The sequence below is a fragment of the Desulforhopalus glucosivorans genome (genome assembly GCF_054397165.1).
In genome coordinates, this window is sequence record NZ_AP044854.1 from 197,749 (window position 1) to 216,450 (window position 18,702).

At 44.1% G+C, this 18,702-nt stretch carries 16 protein-coding genes; 14 read left to right on the forward strand and 2 right to left on the reverse strand.

Annotation, left to right across the window (positions count from 1 at the left end):
• The first annotated feature begins 16 nt into the window (after positions 1-16).
• Positions 17-661: a flavodoxin family protein gene (locus tag ACX6CI_RS00875; RefSeq protein WP_458776293.1), complete on the forward strand. Its 645-nt coding sequence runs from the start codon at positions 17-19 to the stop codon at positions 659-661.
• Positions 662-816: 155 nt separating this feature from the next.
• On the opposite strand, the gene fdhF is transcribed toward ACX6CI_RS00875, so the two are convergent.
• Positions 817-3,519: a formate dehydrogenase subunit alpha gene (gene fdhF / locus ACX6CI_RS00880; RefSeq protein ID WP_458776294.1), complete on the reverse strand. Its 2,703-nt coding sequence runs from the start codon at positions 3,517-3,519 to the stop codon at positions 817-819.
• Between the two features lie 335 nt (positions 3,520-3,854).
• Between fdhF and ACX6CI_RS00885 the strand changes: the two genes are divergently transcribed.
• From ACX6CI_RS00885 to ACX6CI_RS00930, 10 genes are all read left to right on the forward strand, one after another.
• Positions 3,855-4,541 (forward strand): GntR family transcriptional regulator, encoded by a 687-nt coding sequence (locus ACX6CI_RS00885; protein WP_458776295.1) that lies wholly within the window; start codon positions 3,855-3,857, stop codon positions 4,539-4,541.
• 119 nt (positions 4,542-4,660) lie between these two features.
• Positions 4,661-5,665 (forward strand): Bug family tripartite tricarboxylate transporter substrate binding protein, encoded by a 1,005-nt coding sequence (locus ACX6CI_RS00890; RefSeq protein ID WP_458776296.1) that lies wholly within the window; start codon positions 4,661-4,663, stop codon positions 5,663-5,665.
• A 180-nt stretch (positions 5,666-5,845) separates the two neighbouring features.
• The gene (locus tag ACX6CI_RS00895) at positions 5,846-6,616 is read left to right on the forward strand and encodes a hypothetical protein (protein WP_458776297.1); all 771 of its coding nucleotides are present in this window, start codon (positions 5,846-5,848) and stop codon (positions 6,614-6,616) included.
• Between the two features lie 12 nt (positions 6,617-6,628).
• A complete protein-coding gene (locus ACX6CI_RS00900) occupies positions 6,629-8,158 on the forward strand; it encodes a tripartite tricarboxylate transporter permease (RefSeq protein ID WP_458776298.1) in 1,530 nt (509 codons plus the stop codon).
• A 76-nt stretch (positions 8,159-8,234) separates the two neighbouring features.
• The gene (locus ACX6CI_RS00905) at positions 8,235-9,200 is read left to right on the forward strand and encodes a sugar phosphate isomerase/epimerase family protein (RefSeq protein ID WP_458776299.1); all 966 of its coding nucleotides are present in this window, start codon (positions 8,235-8,237) and stop codon (positions 9,198-9,200) included.
• A gap of 18 nt (positions 9,201-9,218) precedes the next feature.
• On the forward strand, positions 9,219-10,061 hold the full coding sequence (locus ACX6CI_RS00910) for a sugar phosphate isomerase/epimerase family protein (protein WP_458776300.1): 843 nt from the start codon (positions 9,219-9,221) through the stop codon (positions 10,059-10,061).
• A gap of 37 nt (positions 10,062-10,098) precedes the next feature.
• Positions 10,099-10,542, forward strand: coding sequence for an RpiB/LacA/LacB family sugar-phosphate isomerase (locus ACX6CI_RS00915; protein WP_458776301.1), 444 nt, complete (start codon positions 10,099-10,101; stop codon positions 10,540-10,542).
• A gap of 44 nt (positions 10,543-10,586) precedes the next feature.
• Positions 10,587-11,585 (forward strand): dihydroxyacetone kinase subunit DhaK, encoded by a 999-nt coding sequence (locus ACX6CI_RS00920; protein WP_458776302.1) that lies wholly within the window; start codon positions 10,587-10,589, stop codon positions 11,583-11,585.
• A 157-nt stretch (positions 11,586-11,742) separates the two neighbouring features.
• The gene (gene dhaL, locus ACX6CI_RS00925) at positions 11,743-12,381 is read left to right on the forward strand and encodes a dihydroxyacetone kinase subunit DhaL (protein WP_458776303.1); all 639 of its coding nucleotides are present in this window, start codon (positions 11,743-11,745) and stop codon (positions 12,379-12,381) included.
• Positions 12,382-12,434: 53 nt separating this feature from the next.
• Complete coding sequence (locus ACX6CI_RS00930) at positions 12,435-13,415, forward strand: AEC family transporter (protein WP_458776304.1); 981 nt, start codon at positions 12,435-12,437, stop codon at positions 13,413-13,415.
• Between the two features lie 48 nt (positions 13,416-13,463).
• Here ACX6CI_RS00930 and ACX6CI_RS00935 read toward each other — a convergent pair whose 3' ends face one another.
• Positions 13,464-14,048, reverse strand: a complete 585-nt coding sequence (locus ACX6CI_RS00935; protein ID WP_458776305.1) for a lysophospholipid acyltransferase family protein — start codon at positions 14,046-14,048, stop codon at positions 13,464-13,466.
• 886 nt (positions 14,049-14,934) lie between these two features.
• On the opposite strand from ACX6CI_RS00935, the gene ACX6CI_RS00940 reads away from it, so the two are divergent.
• From ACX6CI_RS00940 to ACX6CI_RS00950, 3 genes are read left to right on the forward strand one after another with little or no spacing between them, the layout of a single operon-like run.
• Complete coding sequence (locus ACX6CI_RS00940; protein WP_458776306.1) at positions 14,935-16,083, forward strand: iron-containing alcohol dehydrogenase; 1,149 nt, start codon at positions 14,935-14,937, stop codon at positions 16,081-16,083.
• Positions 16,083-17,276: a two-component system sensor histidine kinase NtrB gene (locus ACX6CI_RS00945; RefSeq protein WP_458776307.1), complete on the forward strand. Its 1,194-nt coding sequence runs from the start codon at positions 16,083-16,085 to the stop codon at positions 17,274-17,276. The genes ACX6CI_RS00940 and ACX6CI_RS00945 overlap by 1 nt, the downstream gene beginning before the upstream one ends.
• Positions 17,276-18,610: a sigma-54-dependent transcriptional regulator gene (locus tag ACX6CI_RS00950; protein WP_458776308.1), complete on the forward strand. Its 1,335-nt coding sequence runs from the start codon at positions 17,276-17,278 to the stop codon at positions 18,608-18,610. The genes ACX6CI_RS00945 and ACX6CI_RS00950 overlap by 1 nt, the downstream gene beginning before the upstream one ends.
• The last annotated feature ends 92 nt before the right edge of the window (positions 18,611-18,702 follow it).

The window sequence follows — 18,702 nt, forward strand, 5'->3', positions numbered from 1 at the left end:
CAACCTGGAAAAACAGATGAAATTATCACCCATATCGTCACTAATGGATCCTGCTGTAACCTTAAAACCTGAAAATAAAGTTGTCGGGTTTAGTGGGAGCCCCAGAGTAAATGGTAACTCCGATATATTGCTTAAAGCAATCATGTCTGAAATATCTAAAGCGAACATTATCTCTGAGTATATCAATTTAACCAAGGTGCAGTTTCAGGGTTGTATAGGCTGTGAAAAATGTCGAAAAGATAAAATTTGTACAGGCTTGTTGGATGGTATGTCATCAATCTATGAACGCATTATTTCATCCAGAGGTCTTGTCCTGGTTTCACCGACCCATAACTATAATATTACATCATGGATGAAAGCCTTCATTGATCGTCTCTATTGTTTTTATAATTTTGAAAATACGGTACCGAGAAGCTGGTCCAGTCAGCTGGCAGGGCAGGGGCGTAAGGCTATAATCGTTGGGATATGTGAACAGGAAAACAAAGAGGATATGGGGTTTACACTTGAAGCAATGAGAACACCCCTTAAAGCCCTTGGCTATGATGTTATTGGAGAGCAGGCAGTGTATAGAATTTTTAATAAGGGAAAAGTGAAAGGCGATCAAGAAGCAATCGAACGGGCACAGGAACTGAGTCGGCAATTAGCGCTGGAACTTACGTAAGAGTTGTTATAATCATCAATGAGCGTTCGTTGCTTGAGGATGACGCTATTGCAGTGAAGATCCTTTGCGGTTCCGATTACTCCATCGCCGAAAAAAAAGGATACGCAGAACCCCTTTTGGAAGGTTTTAAAAAGGGGTTCTTGCTGGTACTCTCTTTATGCAGGTTCTGTGAATTTTTCTACTTTGACAGCGCAGGATTTATACTCAGGCGTTCCGGCAATTGGGCATCGGTGTTCTGATGTGAGATCATTGGTGAGTGCATTATCATGATGGAAGGTCATAAACACATTGCCATCCTGTGATCGGTTGGTCACCTTAGCCCGCACTTTTACTTCTCCACGTCTCGACGAAACGAGCACCCAGTTACGATCTTTGATACCCAGATTCTCAGCATCTCCCGGGCTGATTTCAACCCGTTCAGCTGGAACAATCTGGGCGATTCCGTGGGACCTTCGGGTCATCGAACCATTATTGTAATGCTCTCTGATCCGGCCTGTGATGAGAACCAGTGGATATTTATCATCAGCAATTTCCCCGGAGCCGATATGGTCAAGAGCAAGGAATTGGGCGCGGCCACCGGCCCTTGAAAAAAGGTCGGTATAAAGAGTCGTGGTGCCGGGATGATTCTTGTCCGGGCACGGCCACTGGATACCTTTTTCTTCAAGGCGGTCGTAGCTGATTCCACCATAGATGGGAACAAGTGAGGCAATTTCATCCATGATATCTGCAGGACTATCATAACTCATTGGATATCCCATGAGTGTTGAAATCTTACACATTGATTCCCATTCTGCCATTCCTGCAAGGGGCTCAATCGCTTTACGAACCCGTTGTACCCGGCGTTCACCATTGGTGAATGTGCCGTCTTTTTCGGCAAAACTTGCTCCAGGCAGAATAACATCTGCAAAGCGGGTTGTTTCGGTATGGAAGAGTTCCTGTACCACAAGAAAATCAACAGCTTTCAAGGCGGCTCTTACATGGTGGAGATCAGGGTCAGTTTGAGCCGGATCTTCTCCAAGAATGAAAATACCTTTGAAGGTGCCTTTTACGCACTCGTCGAGCATTTCAATTGATTTAAGACCGGGGGCTTTGGGGATTGTAACGTTCCACGCCTTGCCAAATTTTTCACGAATTTTTTCGTCAGTGACAGCCTGGTAACCTGGCAGAGTTGAGGGGATTGGACCAAGGTCCGTTGCTCCCTGAACATTGTTCTGACCGCGAAGTGCCATGATACCGGTTGATGGGCGACCGATATGACCACAGACCAGAGCCAGGTTGGAAAGAGCCATCGCGTTTTCGGTGCCCGTCCTGTGCTCCGTGACACCCAGGCCATAAACGATCATGGCTTTATCTGCATGGGAATACATGCGAGCAGATTCGATTACCTTTTCAGGGGTAACACCGGTAAGTTTTTCAACTCGTTCAAGATCGTATTCCGTTACTTTTATACGAAGTTCTTCTATATCTTCAGTGCGTTCAGCAATGAATTCTTTGTTTTCCCAGCCATTTTCAAGGATAACGTTGATGAGCCCATTGATGAGAGCAATGTTACTTCCCACCTTAAGGTTCATCCATACGTCAGCACGTTCAGCCATCCATGTTTTTCGTGGATCACTGACAATGAGTTCAGCACCGTTTTTCAATGCCTTCTTCAGATAGAGGCCAACGATGGGATGGGCCTCCGTTGGATTTGAACCAAAGAGGAAAATTGTATTGATACCTGGCATCTGAGCCAGGGAGTTTGTTGCAGCACCAGCACCTAATGTTGTGGACAGACCGGCCACGGTTGGAGCGTGTCAGACTCGTGCGCAGTTGTCAACGTTGTTCGTCCCCACTGCTGTTCGTACCCACTTTGCAAGAAGGTAATTTTCTTCGTTGGTACATCTTGAAGATGAAAAACCACCCACAGTGTCAGGGCCGTGTTCTTGTATTATTTGATTGAATTTATTTGCCACAAGTTCTAGGGCTTCGTCCCAGGAGGCCTCTCTAAAACCATCACCTTCTTTTATAAGTGGTGTGGTTATTCTATCTTTACTGTGAACAAAATCGTAACCGTAACGCCCTTTGATACACAGGTTTCCCTGGTTAACAGGAGCGTCATAATCAGAATCAACGCCGATTACTTTTCCGTCGTGGACTTTTAGAAAGAAGTTACAGCCTGTACCGCAATAGGAACAGGTTGTTTTAACTCTTTGTACCTCTGCAGATCTTCCAAGACCTCGGCTCTTTCTGTCGGTAAGTGCACCGGTAGGACAGGCGGAAACACATTGGCCGCAGAATTCGCAATTTTGTAACGAGCGGGGTTTGTTGAACGCTGTATCCGGCATTGCGGTAAAACCACGGCTGGTCATATCTATTGTGCCGGCCATTACAACCTCATTACAAATCCTTGTACAACGACCGCAAACGATACATTTATTGGGTTCAAAGGTGATGAAAGGATTGTCTTGTTTAATAGGCAGGTCCCATTTTTCACCGGGGAATTTATCAAGCGAGGCGCCGTATAAATATGCCATTTCCTGGAGGTCACACTTTCCAGTGGCCTCGCAGCACATACAATCGTTGGGATGATTTGAGAGCAGTAGCTCTATGATTGTTTTGCGCAGGCGGCTGAGTTTTGGGCTCTCTGTGGTAACGACCATTTTGTCAGTAGCCGGGGTCGTACAGGATGTCAGGGGTTTTGGGACTCCTGCCACTTCGACGATACAGAGACGGCATGCCCCAAACGGTTGCAACCGTTCGTCATGGCACATGGTCGGGATATATATACCAGCCTCCCGACATACCTCTAAAATTGTTTGCCCTTGAAGAAAGTTGACCTCACGGTCATTTATCTCCATACTCAGTTTTTGATCCATACTAACGATCTCCCGAAAAGGTTAAAACAACAATGATCAAAGCTATTTAATAGGTGAAAAAATGAACAATATTCATTTGAAAAGAGACGATACCATACCATTACTTTATGTAATATGCAAATGTTGCATAATAGTCTCACCGATAAAAAAGTGAATGAATAATGTCCAAAATCCAATGGCTGCAAATGTACGTTACCAGTTTGTTGCGAATCAATTGCGGGACTGAATGTGTAAATTTTTAGAATAATTGTTGACAGGTTGCCATTTAAAATGAATATTGTATTTTGTATTCAAAATACAATTCAATCTTAACATTACTTAAATGTTTATCGCTTATGGAAAATCTTGGCACCAAATACGAAAACCTTGATCAGCAGGTATACCAGGTAGTTAAGCAGATGATTGAGGAAAGAAAAATGCTTCCCGGGGAAAAAATTCCCCAGGAAAAACTGGCCAAAGAGCTTGGTATCAGTAGAACTCCGCTGATTAGTGCCCTGAAATTTTTAGAACATGAAAAGCTTGTTGAGGTAAAACCACGGCGGGGATTTTTTGTTCGTCTCTTCTCTATTGAGGAGATGATCTCAATCTTTGAAATACGCGAAGTATTAGAAGGCTTATCTGCAAGACGGGCTGCTAAGTATATAACTGATAAAGATGTGACTGCCCTTCGCGCTATTTTTGAGCCGTTTAAAGAGAGTGAAAATACCATTGATCTTCACGCTTATTCCAAAGCTGACAAACACTTTCATACCTTCATTGCAGAAATTGGTTCCCGTGAATTTCTTACCACGATTCTGCAGACCCTGAATATCGTCTCCCTGGCCTATCAAAATGTTGCCAGTGAAGGGTTGATCAGGGAGCCGAGTAAAACAATCCATGATCACTTAAAAATCGTAGAGGCTATCTGTACTCACGATCCGGAAAAAGCCGAGGAAGCCATGCGCTGCCATCTTCGGAAAACCATATTGCAGTTAAAAGAAAAGGCACCCGAGCAATCCAGTTTGTCCCATGGTGGGGAGTAAGAATCAAAAGACTTCAGGAGGTGACCACTTTTTAAGAGGTGTAGGAGGGGATATGTGGCAGACAAAATAGTTGGCTGTCGCAAATTGCATACGTAACCAGTTGTCAGAGGAGAAGTAAAATGAAAAGAATATTAGCAATCATGTTTGTTGTTTTTTTCGCCTTCACTACCGGGGCTATCGCTGCAAAGAAGTTTCCTAGTAGAAATATAACGGATGTTGTTGTTTGGGGAGCAGGTGGTGGAACAGATACCTGTAACCGCATAATTACCGCAGAAATGGCAAAAGTTCTTGGTGTGAATATTAACGTAATCAATAAGACCGGTGGTGTTGCCGGTTCTGTTGGTATGAGTCATGCCTATAAGATGAAGCATGATGGTTACACCCTGTGTGGATTGTCAGAGTCTAATGTTACTGCCGGTGTTCAAGGTGGTTGGGATCAAAAATTTGACGTTTGGGATACCTTTATAGTGGGTGGATCGCCGGATGTTATTTCTGTTACTCCTGATACTCCGTATAAAACTTTAAAAGACCTGATTGAAGCTGCTAAAGCTAATCCTGGTAGCATCAAAGCTGCAGCAAGTGGCGCAGGTTCTATCCATCACTTGAATCTTCTCGCAGTTGAGAACGGTTCTGGTGCTAAATTCAGTTTTATTCCTTACAAAGGTTCCAGCCCTGCACAAAACGCGGCTATGACTGGTGAAGTAAACGTTGTTGTTACCTCTCTTGCGGAGCAGCAGCAGCTTCTTCGTGGTGGTAAGCTTCGCGCACTTGGAATGTTGATTCCAGATTCTTTTGATGTAGAAGGTCTTGGAACCATTCCTTCTTCTTTTGATTCCTATCCAGGTCTCTCTGAGTATCTGCCAATTTCACAGGCAATCGGTTTTGCAGTACCTGCTGATGCTCCTGAAGAAGCAAAGGCTGTACTTGTTGATGCATTTAACAAGGCGATGGCTACCGATAAGGTAAAAGGTTGGGCAAAAGAGAATTACTACCTGCTTTCCGGTAAGACCGGTGCAGAGTCTAAAGCTGTTTTTGACGCCCTTGAGTCTAATTTCGCATGGACTCTCTGGGAGCTTGGCGCTGCTAAAGTTAATCCTGAGACCTTAGGGATTCCAAAGCCGTAATCTTAGGGTCATCGAAAGAAAAGCTGCTTTCCTCATGGGAAAGCAGTTTTGAATTACTTGGTTGAGTTTGTTGGATTGGGGCTTGTCTGCTCGGGGAAGTTCTAACACTCGTTTGTTGATGAAAAAGTAGTGATGGGTTGTTGCAGCGCTTAAATTTATTGAAGGTGAGAAGTAAACGTCATGATGGAAAAAGACCAATTGCGAAAAGCCGATATTTTCTCAGGCTCTCTAATCGCTTTACTGGGATTATTTATAATCAGTCAGGCCTTCACGATGCCGATGAAGGATTCATGGGGTGGGGTGCAGAATGTTTGGTATGTCTCTCCTGCACTTTTTCCACTGCTTGTCGGTGGAATGCTCACCTTTCTTGGTCTTGTGCTTATCTCTATCGCCTTTAGGACTGTAGGAGCGGTAGGTGTTAAAAGTGTGTTGGCTTTTTTGGCAAGTAGTTCTTTTGTTCAGTTTTTAAGGCAGCCAGAGGTCATTCGATTCTATGGGGTTGTCGCTAACCTGATGGTCTTTGTTTTTGTCCTGGTGCCACGTGTTGACTTTTTTCTGGGAGCAGTACTTTTTCTATTAATCAGCTTTTTCATGTTTTACCTACAAAACCCTGTACTTCTTTTGAAGATACTTTGGTTTACCCTGTCAGCTGCTGCATTTCTTGGTCTCTTCTTTCTTCTCGGTCTGGGAGAATCTGTGTTTGCTGGTCTTGAGTTTGCTCAGGACTGGATCGTTGTGGGTAGTATCATCAGCTTATGTGTCTTTGTTGGGCGCAGTGTCAGGGGGCAGGAAGAAGTTGTAAGAAAATACAAACGCAGCATGATAATAGCTTTTGTTGCTCCGCTTACGATTGGGGTGATTTTTAAATACTTTCTGTTGGTACCAATGCCATTCGAAGGGCTGATTGTTCAGCTGCTTGACGGTATCTGGTATGCAGATATGTGGTCGTAAGGGGGACATGATATGATGATTTTAGAACGACTCGGTAGTTTTTTTGGAATTGTGGGAGGGATTATTTCCGATCCGGTTTCAATTGCTATACTTTTTGGTTCTGTATTCTTAGGCATCTTGTTTGGTGCGATGCCGGGGTTGACTTCGACTCTGGGGGTGGCACTGCTTACAGCGCTCACCTACAGTATGGATACCCCCATGGCTATGATTTGCCTTCTCGCCATTTATGTGGGTGGTACCTATGGTGGGTCCTATGCCTCTATTCTTATAAACATTCCAGGAACAGCTGCCTCTGCCGCCACCGCTCTTGATGGCTATCCCCTTGCCTGTAAGGGTGAGGGTGGAAGAGCCATTGGGCTCACTACCACTGCATCAGCCATTGGCACAATCATTAGTATGCTCTTTGTGGTGAGTATTTCACCACTTATTTCAAAATTTGCGCTGGAATTCACATCCTTTGAATTCTTTCTGCTGGCCTTTTTTGGTATTTTAATCTCTGGAACACTTACAGCACCCGACCTCGTTATTAAGGGATGGATCGCAGGTTTTCTGGGCCTATTCCTCGCCTGTATTGGTAGGGATCAGCTCCAGTTTTACCCCCGCTTTACCTTTGGAATTCCTGAACTGGATAGTGGGATTGAGGTGGTTCCGGTTCTTATTGGTGCCTTTGGTATTCCTCAGATTATTGAAGTGCTGCGTAACAAAACACAGATGGCTAAAGCCAAAAAACTGCAGCGTATCTTACCTGAAATAGGCACAGTGATTCGCAATATTCCTGCTATCTGCAGATCCGCACTCATCGGTGTTGGTATTGGTGCAGTCCCTGGTATCGGTGAGGACATTGCCGGTTGGGTATCATATGGAACTGCAAAAAATACCTCAAAAGAGCCTGAAAAATTCGGTAAAGGTGAGATCAAGGGACTCCTTGCAAGTGAAACGGCAAACAACGCCTGCGTGGGTGGAGCGATGATACCTCTGCTTAACCTGGGTATCCCGGGAAGCCCGCCTGCGGCTATGCTTTTGGGTGCCCTGATGCTTCATGGCGTGACGCCGGGGCCAATGATTTCTTTTGAACATCCGACCTTTATCCTTGAAGTGGCTGCCATCTTGTTGCTTGCCTCCATGGCAATGTGGATGACCGGAATGGTGCTTGCCAAGCAGGTGGTCAAGGTGCTGCAGATACCAACTGAGCTGTTCATGCCGATTATTGGTGTTCTCTGTATCATTGGCTCTTACTCACTTGGCCTGAACATCTTTAATCTTTACCTCATGCTACCGGTGGGGATCATCTGCTATTTCCTCACCAATATGGGCTATCCCATAGCGCCTCTGGTAATTGGGGTTATTCTCGGCCCCATGGCTGATGAAAATCTACGTCGCGCATTGATGGTTTCACAGGGAAGTTTTATGCCGATTTTTGAACGGCCTGTATCACTCATACTTTTTATTATCATTGTCTGGACAATTTGCAGTCAATTCGGCTGGTATAAACGAGGCTTTGCGGCCCTAAAGAGTAAATTAGCGAGAGCCTCAGAAAACTAGAGGATCAAGCCCATGTCCGGTCAAGACCGGTATATGTAACACGTGAGAATTCACGAACCAATCTGGAGATTTAAATATGTTAAAACTTGCAATTATCACGAGCTTTCTGTCCCAGACCAAAGACAGATTTCATGAATATAATTCGCCTCTTAATGTTGAAGATAAATTCAAACTTATGACCGAGATTGACGGCTATAAGGGTGTTGAGATTGTCTATCCATATGAGGTCAAAGACGCGACTGAAACAAAGGCTATCTTAGGTAAATATAACCTCGAAGTTGCAGCGGTAAACGTTAATGTTAAAGCAGAACCCGAGTTTCGTAATGGTGGACTCACCTCCCTTGATCCCGGAATTCGTGCAAAAGCCGTACAGTTTATAAAAAACGCAAAAGACTTTGCAGCAGACGTTGGCGCAGACAAGGTGACCTGCTGTCCCTTAGGTGATGGATATGAATTCTCATTTCAGTATGATTACGCCACTGCCTGGAAAAACTTGATTGAAACTTTTTCAGAGGCAGGAAGTTATAGGCAGGATATTCCATTGTTTATTGAGTACAAGCCCAGCGAAACTCGAGGGTCCTGCTTTGTCGATACTGCCGCCAAGGCTCTTTGCCTCTTAAATGACATGCAGGTTGATGCTATGGGAGTAACCCTTGATTTTGGTCACTCCATGTATGGTCAAGAGAATCCTGCGGAAGCAGTAGCGCTTCTTGAGGCGAGTCGTTTTGCCTACTACGTCCATATCAATGATAATGATGGTAAGTGGGATTGGGATTATTTTTGCGGAACCAAGCACTTCCTGGAATATGTCGAGTTTCTCTATTACCTGAAAAAGTATAAGTATAACGATTATTTTACCTCAGACACCTCTCCGACCAGATGGGATATTAGGGGTACCTTTGAAGCAAACAGTCGTATGACCCTCAAAATATGGGACCTGCTTGATAAGATCGATCTACCTCACCTTGAGTCATTAATGGCCGGTGGAGATTATCTTGCAACCTGGCGTTTTATAGAGTCTGAAATTTTTAAATTAAAATAGTGGTCCCAGGAGAATAGAGTGGTGAATTCTTTAATTGTCAGTACCGCCATCTACGATGGATATAGTTTTGAGGAGGCCTTTGCGTCTTTACAAAAACTCGGTGTGAAGTGTGTTGAACTGGCCTTTATTGGCGGTTACACCGAAGCCTTTACAGAAGATTATTTCTGCCCGGAAAATGTTGATCTTATTGTAGAGCAGATGAAAAAGACTGGCCTTACCTGTACCTCGTTTAGCTCCCATGTGGATCTAACTGCAGGCGGTATTGTTGAAATTTTTAAAAAGAGGATGGATTTCGCTAAATCAGTTGGTGCTGCAACCATCGTAACAAATGCAGCCCCTGTTGCTAAAGCGGATGTCTTCTATAAAAATATGGAAGAACTCGCAGGACATGCCGAGAAACTTGAGTTGATGATTGGCCTTGAAAATCCTGGAGATGGTGCTGCCAATGTTGTTAATCAGGGCGAGGGGTCCACAGAAGTCATTGAAAAAATCGGTAGCAAGTGGGTGGGTGTTAACTATGACTTCGGCAATCTGGTTTCCCACTGTTTTGAAAAGGTGCAACCGGAAGAAGATTATCTGGCCTGTCGTGAAAAGATTGTACACTATCACATAAAGGATGTTCAAAAGGATGCTGGAGGATGGCACTTTACTCCAATTGGGGCTGGATCAATTGATTATGCCTCTGTTCTGGCGGATATCGCGAAAAATGAACCAAATACTCCCGTCTCCCTTGAAATTCCACTGAGACTGCGTCGTGACACAAAGGCTCAACCGTCAAGACTCGAGACTGCTGTACCTCTTGAGACGATTGAATCAGTGCTGAGAGAATCCATAACATTTGTTGAAAAAACTATGGCTTAGAATGTTGTTTTGTATGTAATTTTTAGGAGAAAATGTCGTGAAAACTATAGCTATTGGTTGCGACCCAAACGCAACTGACTTGAAGGTTGTCCTTATGAAGCATTTGGCAGAAAAGGGCTATACCTGCGCGGATTTTGGTAGTGATGATCCCATTTATGCCAATGTTGCAATTGATGTTGCAGAGGCTGTCGCTGCAGGAAAACATGATAGAGGAATTCTGCTTTGTGGTACAGGGATCGGAGTGTGTCTTGCGGCAAACAAGGTGCAGGGAGCCTATGCTGCAACCTGTGCAGACCCGTATTCTGCTGAACGCTCTGTTCTCAGTAACAACTGTAATATTATGACCATTGGTTCTCAGGTAACAGGTCCTGAGGTTGCCAAAAAACTTGTTGATATCTGGATTGAGGCTGAATATGTCCCCGGTGGACGTTCGGAACCAAAAATCCAACGGATTGTTGATTACGCAAACGATAAAAAATGATGGTGTTTACCATAGTCCTATTTTTTTCGTAAGGAGAACGAGCGATGAAAAAATTTATTAATGATCCGTATGATACGGTTGATGAAATGGTCGAAGGCTTTGCCCTGGCCCATGAGAATACGATCAGAAAAATTGATGGTGTAAGAACACTTGCCTGTAAATCAGCCCCGGTGAAGGGGAAGGTTGGTTTGGTTTCAGGTGGAGGTTCAGGCCACAAACCAGCATTTATTGGCTATCTGGGCGAGGGGTTGCTGGATGCTGTGGCTGTTGGAGAGATATTCACATCCCCACCACCTAATGCTTGCCTGGAAGCTGCAAAGGCTGCTGATAGCGGTGAGGGGGTCTTGATTCTCCTTGGCAACTATGCGGGCGATGTTATGAATTTTCAACTTGCAGCTGATCTTGCCCAGGCTGGGGGGATTAAAGTCTTACAATCTGTTTCAACCGACGACGTTTCTTCTGCGCCAAAGGGTGAAGAAGACAGGCGTCGCGGAGTTGTAGGTTCACTGCTTTGCTGGAAGGCTGCTGGTGCAAAGGCTGCTGCCGGAGGGACGCTTGAGGAGTGTAAGGAGATTGCTGACAGGGTGAACAGCAAGACCAGAACCATAGGTGTTGCCCTTTCTCCATGTACAGTTCCAGCGAAAGGTACTCCGACTTTTACCCTTGAAGATGATGAGATGGAATATGGTGTTGGTCATCACGGTGAGGCGGGCATTGAAAAAACAAAGCTCACCAGTGTTGATGAAGTTGTAGACAGGATGGTTAAGCAGATTGTTGAGGATCTGCCATTTACATCAGGAAATAAGCTGGCCCTAATGATCAATGGCCTTGGCGGGACGCCCCAGTGCGAACTATATCTTGCATACAGAAAGGCCAGGGAGTTGGTTGAAAAAGCGGGTATGTCAGTTGAGATCTCCATGGTGGGAGAATTTTTCACCGGCCTTGAAATGGGTGGATTTTCTGTGACACTGAGCCAGCTTGACGATGAAACCACACAACTGTTGAAGGCTCCGGCTAACACCTGTATGTATAAAGTAATTTAGTGTTCTTACAGGAATGGCTTTCACACCTAACTCTTTGTAGCGCTACAAGTTTTTTCCTCGGTATATTAAATATATGCCTATGGAAAAATCTATTCGCGCGCCTCGATTTAGATGTGAAATCATATCCCTGTATATTCACTACCCAGGAGGAATATAAATGGCAGAACAGATTACAGCCGTACAGTTTCATACGGCATTAATAGGATTATGCGATACAATAGAAGAGCAAAAAGAGTATCTTTCAGACCTTGATGGTGCCATTGGCGATGGAGACCATGGCGTGAACATGGCAAAGTGTTTCCGAGGGGTTAAGAAGAATCTCGAAGCGCTTGAGGTAACCGATGTTGCTTCAGTTATGAACTGTGTGGGGATGGAGGTTATGAATTCTGTAGGTGGTGCCATGGGAGCTCTGTATGGGACTCTGTTTCTTAAAATGGCTACATCATCAGTTGCTAAGAATGAAGTGGGCCTGGAGGAATTTGCTGCAATGCTCACAGAGGCACTGAACGGTATTCTTACCATCGGCAAAGCTACAGTCGGCGATAAGACACTTGTGGACACTCTGACTCCTGCTGTTGAGGCGGTTGTGAGTGCAAGCGAGAATGGAAAAACTCTCACTGAAGCATTGACTGATTTTGAAGCTGCTGCAAAAAACGGAATGGAGTCCACTAAAGATCTTATCGCAAAAATTGGACGCGCCTCCCGTCTTGGAGAGCGAACGATAGGACATCAGGATGCTGGGGCTACCAGTTGCTTTTTTATCCTGCAGTCCCTCGCAAAATCGACTCAAGCATAACCAACTAAACTGCGTAGAAAATTTCTGCGCAGTTTGAATAAAGAGGATGTTGCATGGATAGGCTGTTTTTTTCACTTGGACTCATTGCAAGCGGCCTGACCCTTGGGTATGTCATTCAACTTATGGATAGAAACGGTACAGTTACACTGCCGCTGTCCATCGAACTACTACGAAAGACGCTGCAAAAAATAGGGTTGCTGTTCTTTATGCCCATTTCCTTTCTCGCAGCTGTCTGGGCCGTTTCTTTTGGTGATATTCGTGTTGCTTTTCTTCCCCTTGTTGGCGTATTTGCTCTAACTGTTGGTGGTCTTTTAGGACTATTGTTTGCAAAAATCATGAAGCAGCCGGACAAACAGACCGGCGTACTTTTCTGTTGTGGTTCCTTTACTAATATTGGAGCCATCGGTGGACTTGTCTGCTTTATGTTTTTGGGGGAGGCCGGTTTTGCTCTTATCGCGCTCTACAAGATGTTTGAAGAAATTGTCTACTACACCATCGGTTTTCCCATAGCACGATTTTACTCTGGTGATAGAGGGGAGCAGCGCACTCTCTTTGGACGAATTGTGGGGGTGGTCAAAGACCCTTTTGTTGCGACCGCCTTAAGTGCCTTTGGTATTGGCCTGACACTCAATCTTCTAGGTGTTACACGACCCGTATTTCTTGAAACTGTAACGGCGGTATCTGTTCCGGTGGGCACCTTTGTTCTCATCGTTTCCATCGGCCTTGGAATGCGCTTTTCAAGGGTTGGTAAGTATATACCTGTCTCAACAGGAATTTGTGTCATTAAATTCTTTCTTGTTCCCTCTCTTGCCTGTCTTTTTGCCTACCTTCTTAACTTTCACCTGGTGGCGGAGGGACTTCCCTTTAAAGTCGTTCTGGTACTCAGCTCCATGCCGGTTGCTTTTAACGCTTTGGTTGCTTCCTCAATCTACGATCTGGACCTTGATATGGCGAACAGTTGCTGGTTAATAACAACGGGTTCGCTCCTGGTTGTTATGCCTTGTCTTTATTTTATCCTTTCTGCTCTCAATTAGTCTGAGGGCCTCTCAGGTTACGCGATGAAGCTAGACTTGCTGAAGCTCTTATTCCGTATCACACTGTCCAGAGTGCTTTCCTGAAATTCCAGAATATAACGAGCGAATTTGAGCAATATCCGTTTCAGCATCCCCTGTTGGCTCAAAGGTTGATAAAAACCCACCCTTTTTATTGGCGTAATCAAGAAAAGCAAGAGCAATAGGGACTTTTGCACCAAGAGCTATGTAGTAGAACCCGGTTCTCCATTTATCTACCTTAGAGCGTGTGCCTTCAGGTGGTACTGCAATGACTAAACGTTCACTTTCATTAAATTTTTCAATGGTTTGCTCAACGACATTGTTTGCGGAGGATCGTATTATAGGGATTCCACCCATCCACCTCATAATGGGCCCACGCCAACCTTTAAATAGTGAGTCTTTTCCCATCCAGTGCATGTCAAAGCCATAGACAAAGGCCATTGATAGAGATATAGGGAAATCCCAGTTGCTGGTATGTGGGACGGCGATTAATACATATTTAGGCGCTGCAGGGGCGTCTCCTTCTAACGTCCATCCGGCAAGTTTTAGCGAAAATTTACATATAGGGGTGACAATAGCGCGAAATATCTTGGAATTGTACATCGTTGGATTCACAAAATACACCTGTGGTAAAGATAAAATGGCTCTTTTTTGTAATGAGTTACCTTGAAGGATAGCCCTGCCCTGCAAGTGCCAAGAAATCATTTACCTGACAGTGTTTGAGGTTATCACTTAAGTCACATAGTTGAAATGATTAATTCGTACAAATATATCCGAAGGTCTTGGTCACCCTATGAGTTGGGGTTGCATAATACTCTGGAAAAGCTTTGCGAGATATTTCATATCTGACAAAATCAGAATTGTAATCAAGGTAATCCAGCTTTGAGTCATTACACCATTTCTACAGGTACCAAGAAGTGTTTTTATTTTTAAATTGAGCATCTTTCTTGAGCTGGGTGATTAAGAAAATATATTTTGATTAAGGCTTGAAAGTCATGCATAGTCGATGCATCATCTATTAGATGTAACTTGATTACTGGCCTCAAAAGCGTTCTGGTTTTGGTATGGTATTAGCCTGGATTCAAGATTGTATTGAATATGGGCCAGTAGCTGTTTGAATTCTTGGAATCGTAGAGGTTCTTTTGTTGATTACATCCAGCGAGAGGTGTAGGTTAATGTGTCATTATGACCCGTTTGGATTTGGCCGGATTTCGTTAAGTTGTTGATAGTGGGTCGTTGTGATTTATGGAATGTTAATTGCTATTACTGCTTTATACATTCACTCGAAGTCTGCGCTTATCTGAAGTCTGCGCTTATCTGAAGGCTCTGCTTATTTGAAGTCAGCCTTTAGTTGGAATGAATGTATTAAAGGTATTGACCCTGATGCACGTTTCTTAGTTGGGGTAAGAGTCATAGCTGATTGTTTTTTGGAAAAATTGTTTTTGAAGTTAAACGAGAATGTAACTTGTTATTAAAGCTGCTTTTCTAAACGAGAGCTAATATGGATATTACGAAATTTGCCATTCCAGAGATGATATTTGGCAGGGGAAGTCTAAACCATGCTGGACAGTGTGCTTTGAGATTGGGTGCTAAAAAAGTATTCCTTGTGAGTGATGAAGGCATTGAGGAGGCTGGCTGGGTACAACGTTTAATGGATATCCTCAAAAAAGAGGGGATTGAGTGGATATATTACCCTGGAGTAAGTTCTAATCCCAGGGATTATCAGGTGGAGCAGGGGGCAGAATTTTATACCAAAAATAATTGTGACGTTATCATTGCGATGGGGGGTGGAAGTGCCCTTGATACTGCAAAAGGTATTGCTATTATAGCAAGTAATGGTGGAAAAATTCGCGATTATGAAGGAGCAAACAGGGTGCATCGCCCACTTCCACCCATGGTCCTTATTACAACCACTGCGGGCTCAGGGTCTGATATCTCCCAGTTCTGTATTATTACAGATGTTGAGCGTTCGGTGAAGATGTCCATCATCACAAGAACCCTTGTTCCTAATATCTCCATTATTGACCCGCTGATACTCAGGACTAAAAGTGAGACTCAGATCATTCAGTCGGCAGTGGATGCTTTAGCCCATGCAATCGAATCCTATACCTCAACTATTGCCTCTCCATTTACAGAGATGCAGTCACTGAAGGCAATAGATCTGATTATCCGTAATCTTCCCCATGCGGTGGAGACCAGATCCCTTGATTCGCTGGAGCAACTGAGTATTGCCTCGGTCTCTGCTTCCATGGCATTTAGTAATGCAAGTCTTGGTGCAGAACATGCCCTTGCCCATTCGCTTGGCGGGCACTTTGATATGCACCATGGCGTCATTCACCCAATATTGCTCACAGCTATTATGCGGTATAATCTAGACTGGGCAGAAGAAAAATTTTCAAATATTGGTCGTGTGATTCTTAATAAAGACCTGGGCTCTGCTAAAGACAATGCTGTTCGGGGTATTGAAAAATTGGATGAATTTTTTGCCTCCTTTAATGTGCCTCTAAAGTTACGGGATGAAATTAAAGATGAGGATAAACATTTTCTGGAACCGATCTGCCGAATGGCAGTAAACGACGCGTGTAATCTCACCAACCCTCGGCCAGCATCCTGGCGCGAGCTTATGGCAGTATGTGAAGAGGCCTGGTAATGAAATCGATAGCATCACTTGAGGACCTGGTAGGTATTGAGCACTGTAAGCTCGGATTTTACCAGGACCTTCAGCAGAAAGTAGAACAACTTAAAACGTCCAATGATGAGTTAGAGAAGAAGCGTCAGGAAATTCAGGCAGTACTGGATGGGATCACCGATCTGATGCTGGTGCTCTCTGATGACCTGAAAATTCAGCGGGTTAACCATGTTTTTACTGAATGGTTTCCTGGAGTAGATCCCATTGGGAAGTATTGTTATCACGTGTTTCGAGGAAAAACATCAAAGTGTACAGATTGTCCTGCAATTCGTTCGCTTGATCTCCATGAAATTGTAAAGGACTACTGCATCTATAAGGTGGATGGCAGGTATAGGCATTTTGATATAATTGCCTCACCACTTAAAACCGGCCCCACTGGTGAACGTAATGTTCTGCTCTTTAAGCGTGATGTGACGAGGGATAAGGAGTTGCAGGCTCAGTTTAATCAGGCTGAAAAAATGGCTACAGTCGGCGCACTTGCAGCGGGTGTAGCCCATGAGATTAATAATCCACTAGCAGCGATAAGTGGTTTCGCCGAAGGTTTGCAGCGGAGAATAAAAAAAATTAAAGATACGGTGGAACCGGATATTGTTGAGGATTTTAATGAATATACCGAGACCATTGTAAAAGAATGTTTTCGCTGCAGGGATATTGTTCAGACCCTGCTCACCTTTAGTCGTCCCATCGCGTCCCCCTTAGGGCCTGTGGATATTAATAAGTGTGTAAGTGATACTCTATTTATTTTAAAACACCATTTTAAGGAACAACGAGGAGTTGCGCTTAAAACCAATTTTGGTGCGAATCTACCCATAATAATGGGTGACGAATCCCAGCTAAAACAGGTGATCATCAATTTATTCAGTAATGCCTTTGATGCAACAGGGGAAGGTGGCGAAATCTCTGTGAGCACACAGGTAAAAGAAGATGGCGGTGTGGAGCTCATTGTTGAAGATAGCGGTTGTGGAATCGACGCAGAGCATCTGGATAAACTGTTCGAACCGTTTTTCACCACCAAAAAAGTTGGTCAGGGAGTAGGGATTGGTCTTTCAACCTGTTATGCAATAGTCAATAAACACAATGGTGAAATTAACGTGACCAGTCAGCCGGGTCAGGGATCTACTTTTAAGGTAACACTTCCAGAGGTTGGGCTGTAATGAAAGGGGAAAAATGTACAATCCTGGTTATTGATGATGAACAATCGATCAGGCGTTTGTTAGAAAAAGAGCTGGAAACAAGTACAAGAGATGTCCTTACCGCAGGTACTGGCAAAGAGGCAAGGGCTATTCTTAAAAGTCACTGGGTAGATGTTATTGTAATGGACCTGCGTTTGCCGGATGTGGAAGATCTTGAGTTGTTGATCAAGACCAAAGAGTTGGTGGCTTACGTTGAAGTCATCATGATTACGGGACATGGTGATGTTGATAGCGCTGTTGAGGCAATGAAGTATGGGGCCTACGATTTTATACAGAAACCTTTTAATCTTGAACGGTTAGAGCTGGTAATTGAAAAGGCCCACCAGCGTGTGTTACTTAAAAGAGAGAACTCAATTCTAAAACATAACCGTGATCTAAATAGAGAACAGGTTCAGTTTATTGGTAAATCGGAGGCAATTCGCGACATAAAATTTTTAATCAATAAGGTCGCTCCTGCAAGAATCCCTGTTCTCATAACGGGGGAGTCTGGTTCAGGAAAAGATGTTGTTGCCACAATGATCCACCATAGATCCGCTTGCTCAAGCCGTGAGCTTATTATAAAGAACTGTGCATCTCTGCAAAAAGAACTTGCCCGCAGTGAGTTGTTTGGCCATGCTAAAGGCTCATTTACTGGAGCCAATGAATCAAGGGAAGGGCTCATGTCCTATGCCCATGAAAGCACCTTGTTCCTTGATGAAATCGGTGAATTATCCATGGGGGTACAGGCTTCATTGCTTCGCGTACTTGAGTCTCAAAGCTATAGGCGGGTTGGTGAAAAACTTGAAAGAAAAGCTAATGTACGACTTCTTTTCGCCACAAATCGAAACCTGGCTGAAGAGGTGGAAGCCGGGCGCTTTAATGAGGCTTTTTACCACAGGATAAATGCCTTTAACATTGAGATCCCCCCCTTAAAAGAGCGTAAGGAGGATCTACCGTTGTTGGTGGATTACTTTCTTGCTCGCCTGAGCCCCGATAACAGCTCCTATAAGATTGTAGATCGGGCTATGAACTGTATTCTACGATACCCATGGCCAGGTAATATACGTGAACTTCGCAATGTTATTGAGCGCTCCATAATACTTGCTGAAAACAACATTATAACAGAGCGGTGCCTTCCAAGAGAATTGGTTTCAGCAGCCGATGAATCCCATGCGGCCCTGTCCCTTGATCAGGTAGAACAAAAACACATTCTAAAGATGCTCCAGTTTTTTGATGGAAATCGGCAAAAGACTGCTGAAATCCTAGGCATTAGCAGAAAAACCCTCTATCGAAAACTTGCCCAGTATTCTTCTTGATAATTAATTTCCTTTCTTCCTCATCAGGTTAGATCTCTATAGTCATCACAATTCGGAGGTGACTGTCTTTATTATATAAATATAGATAGTTA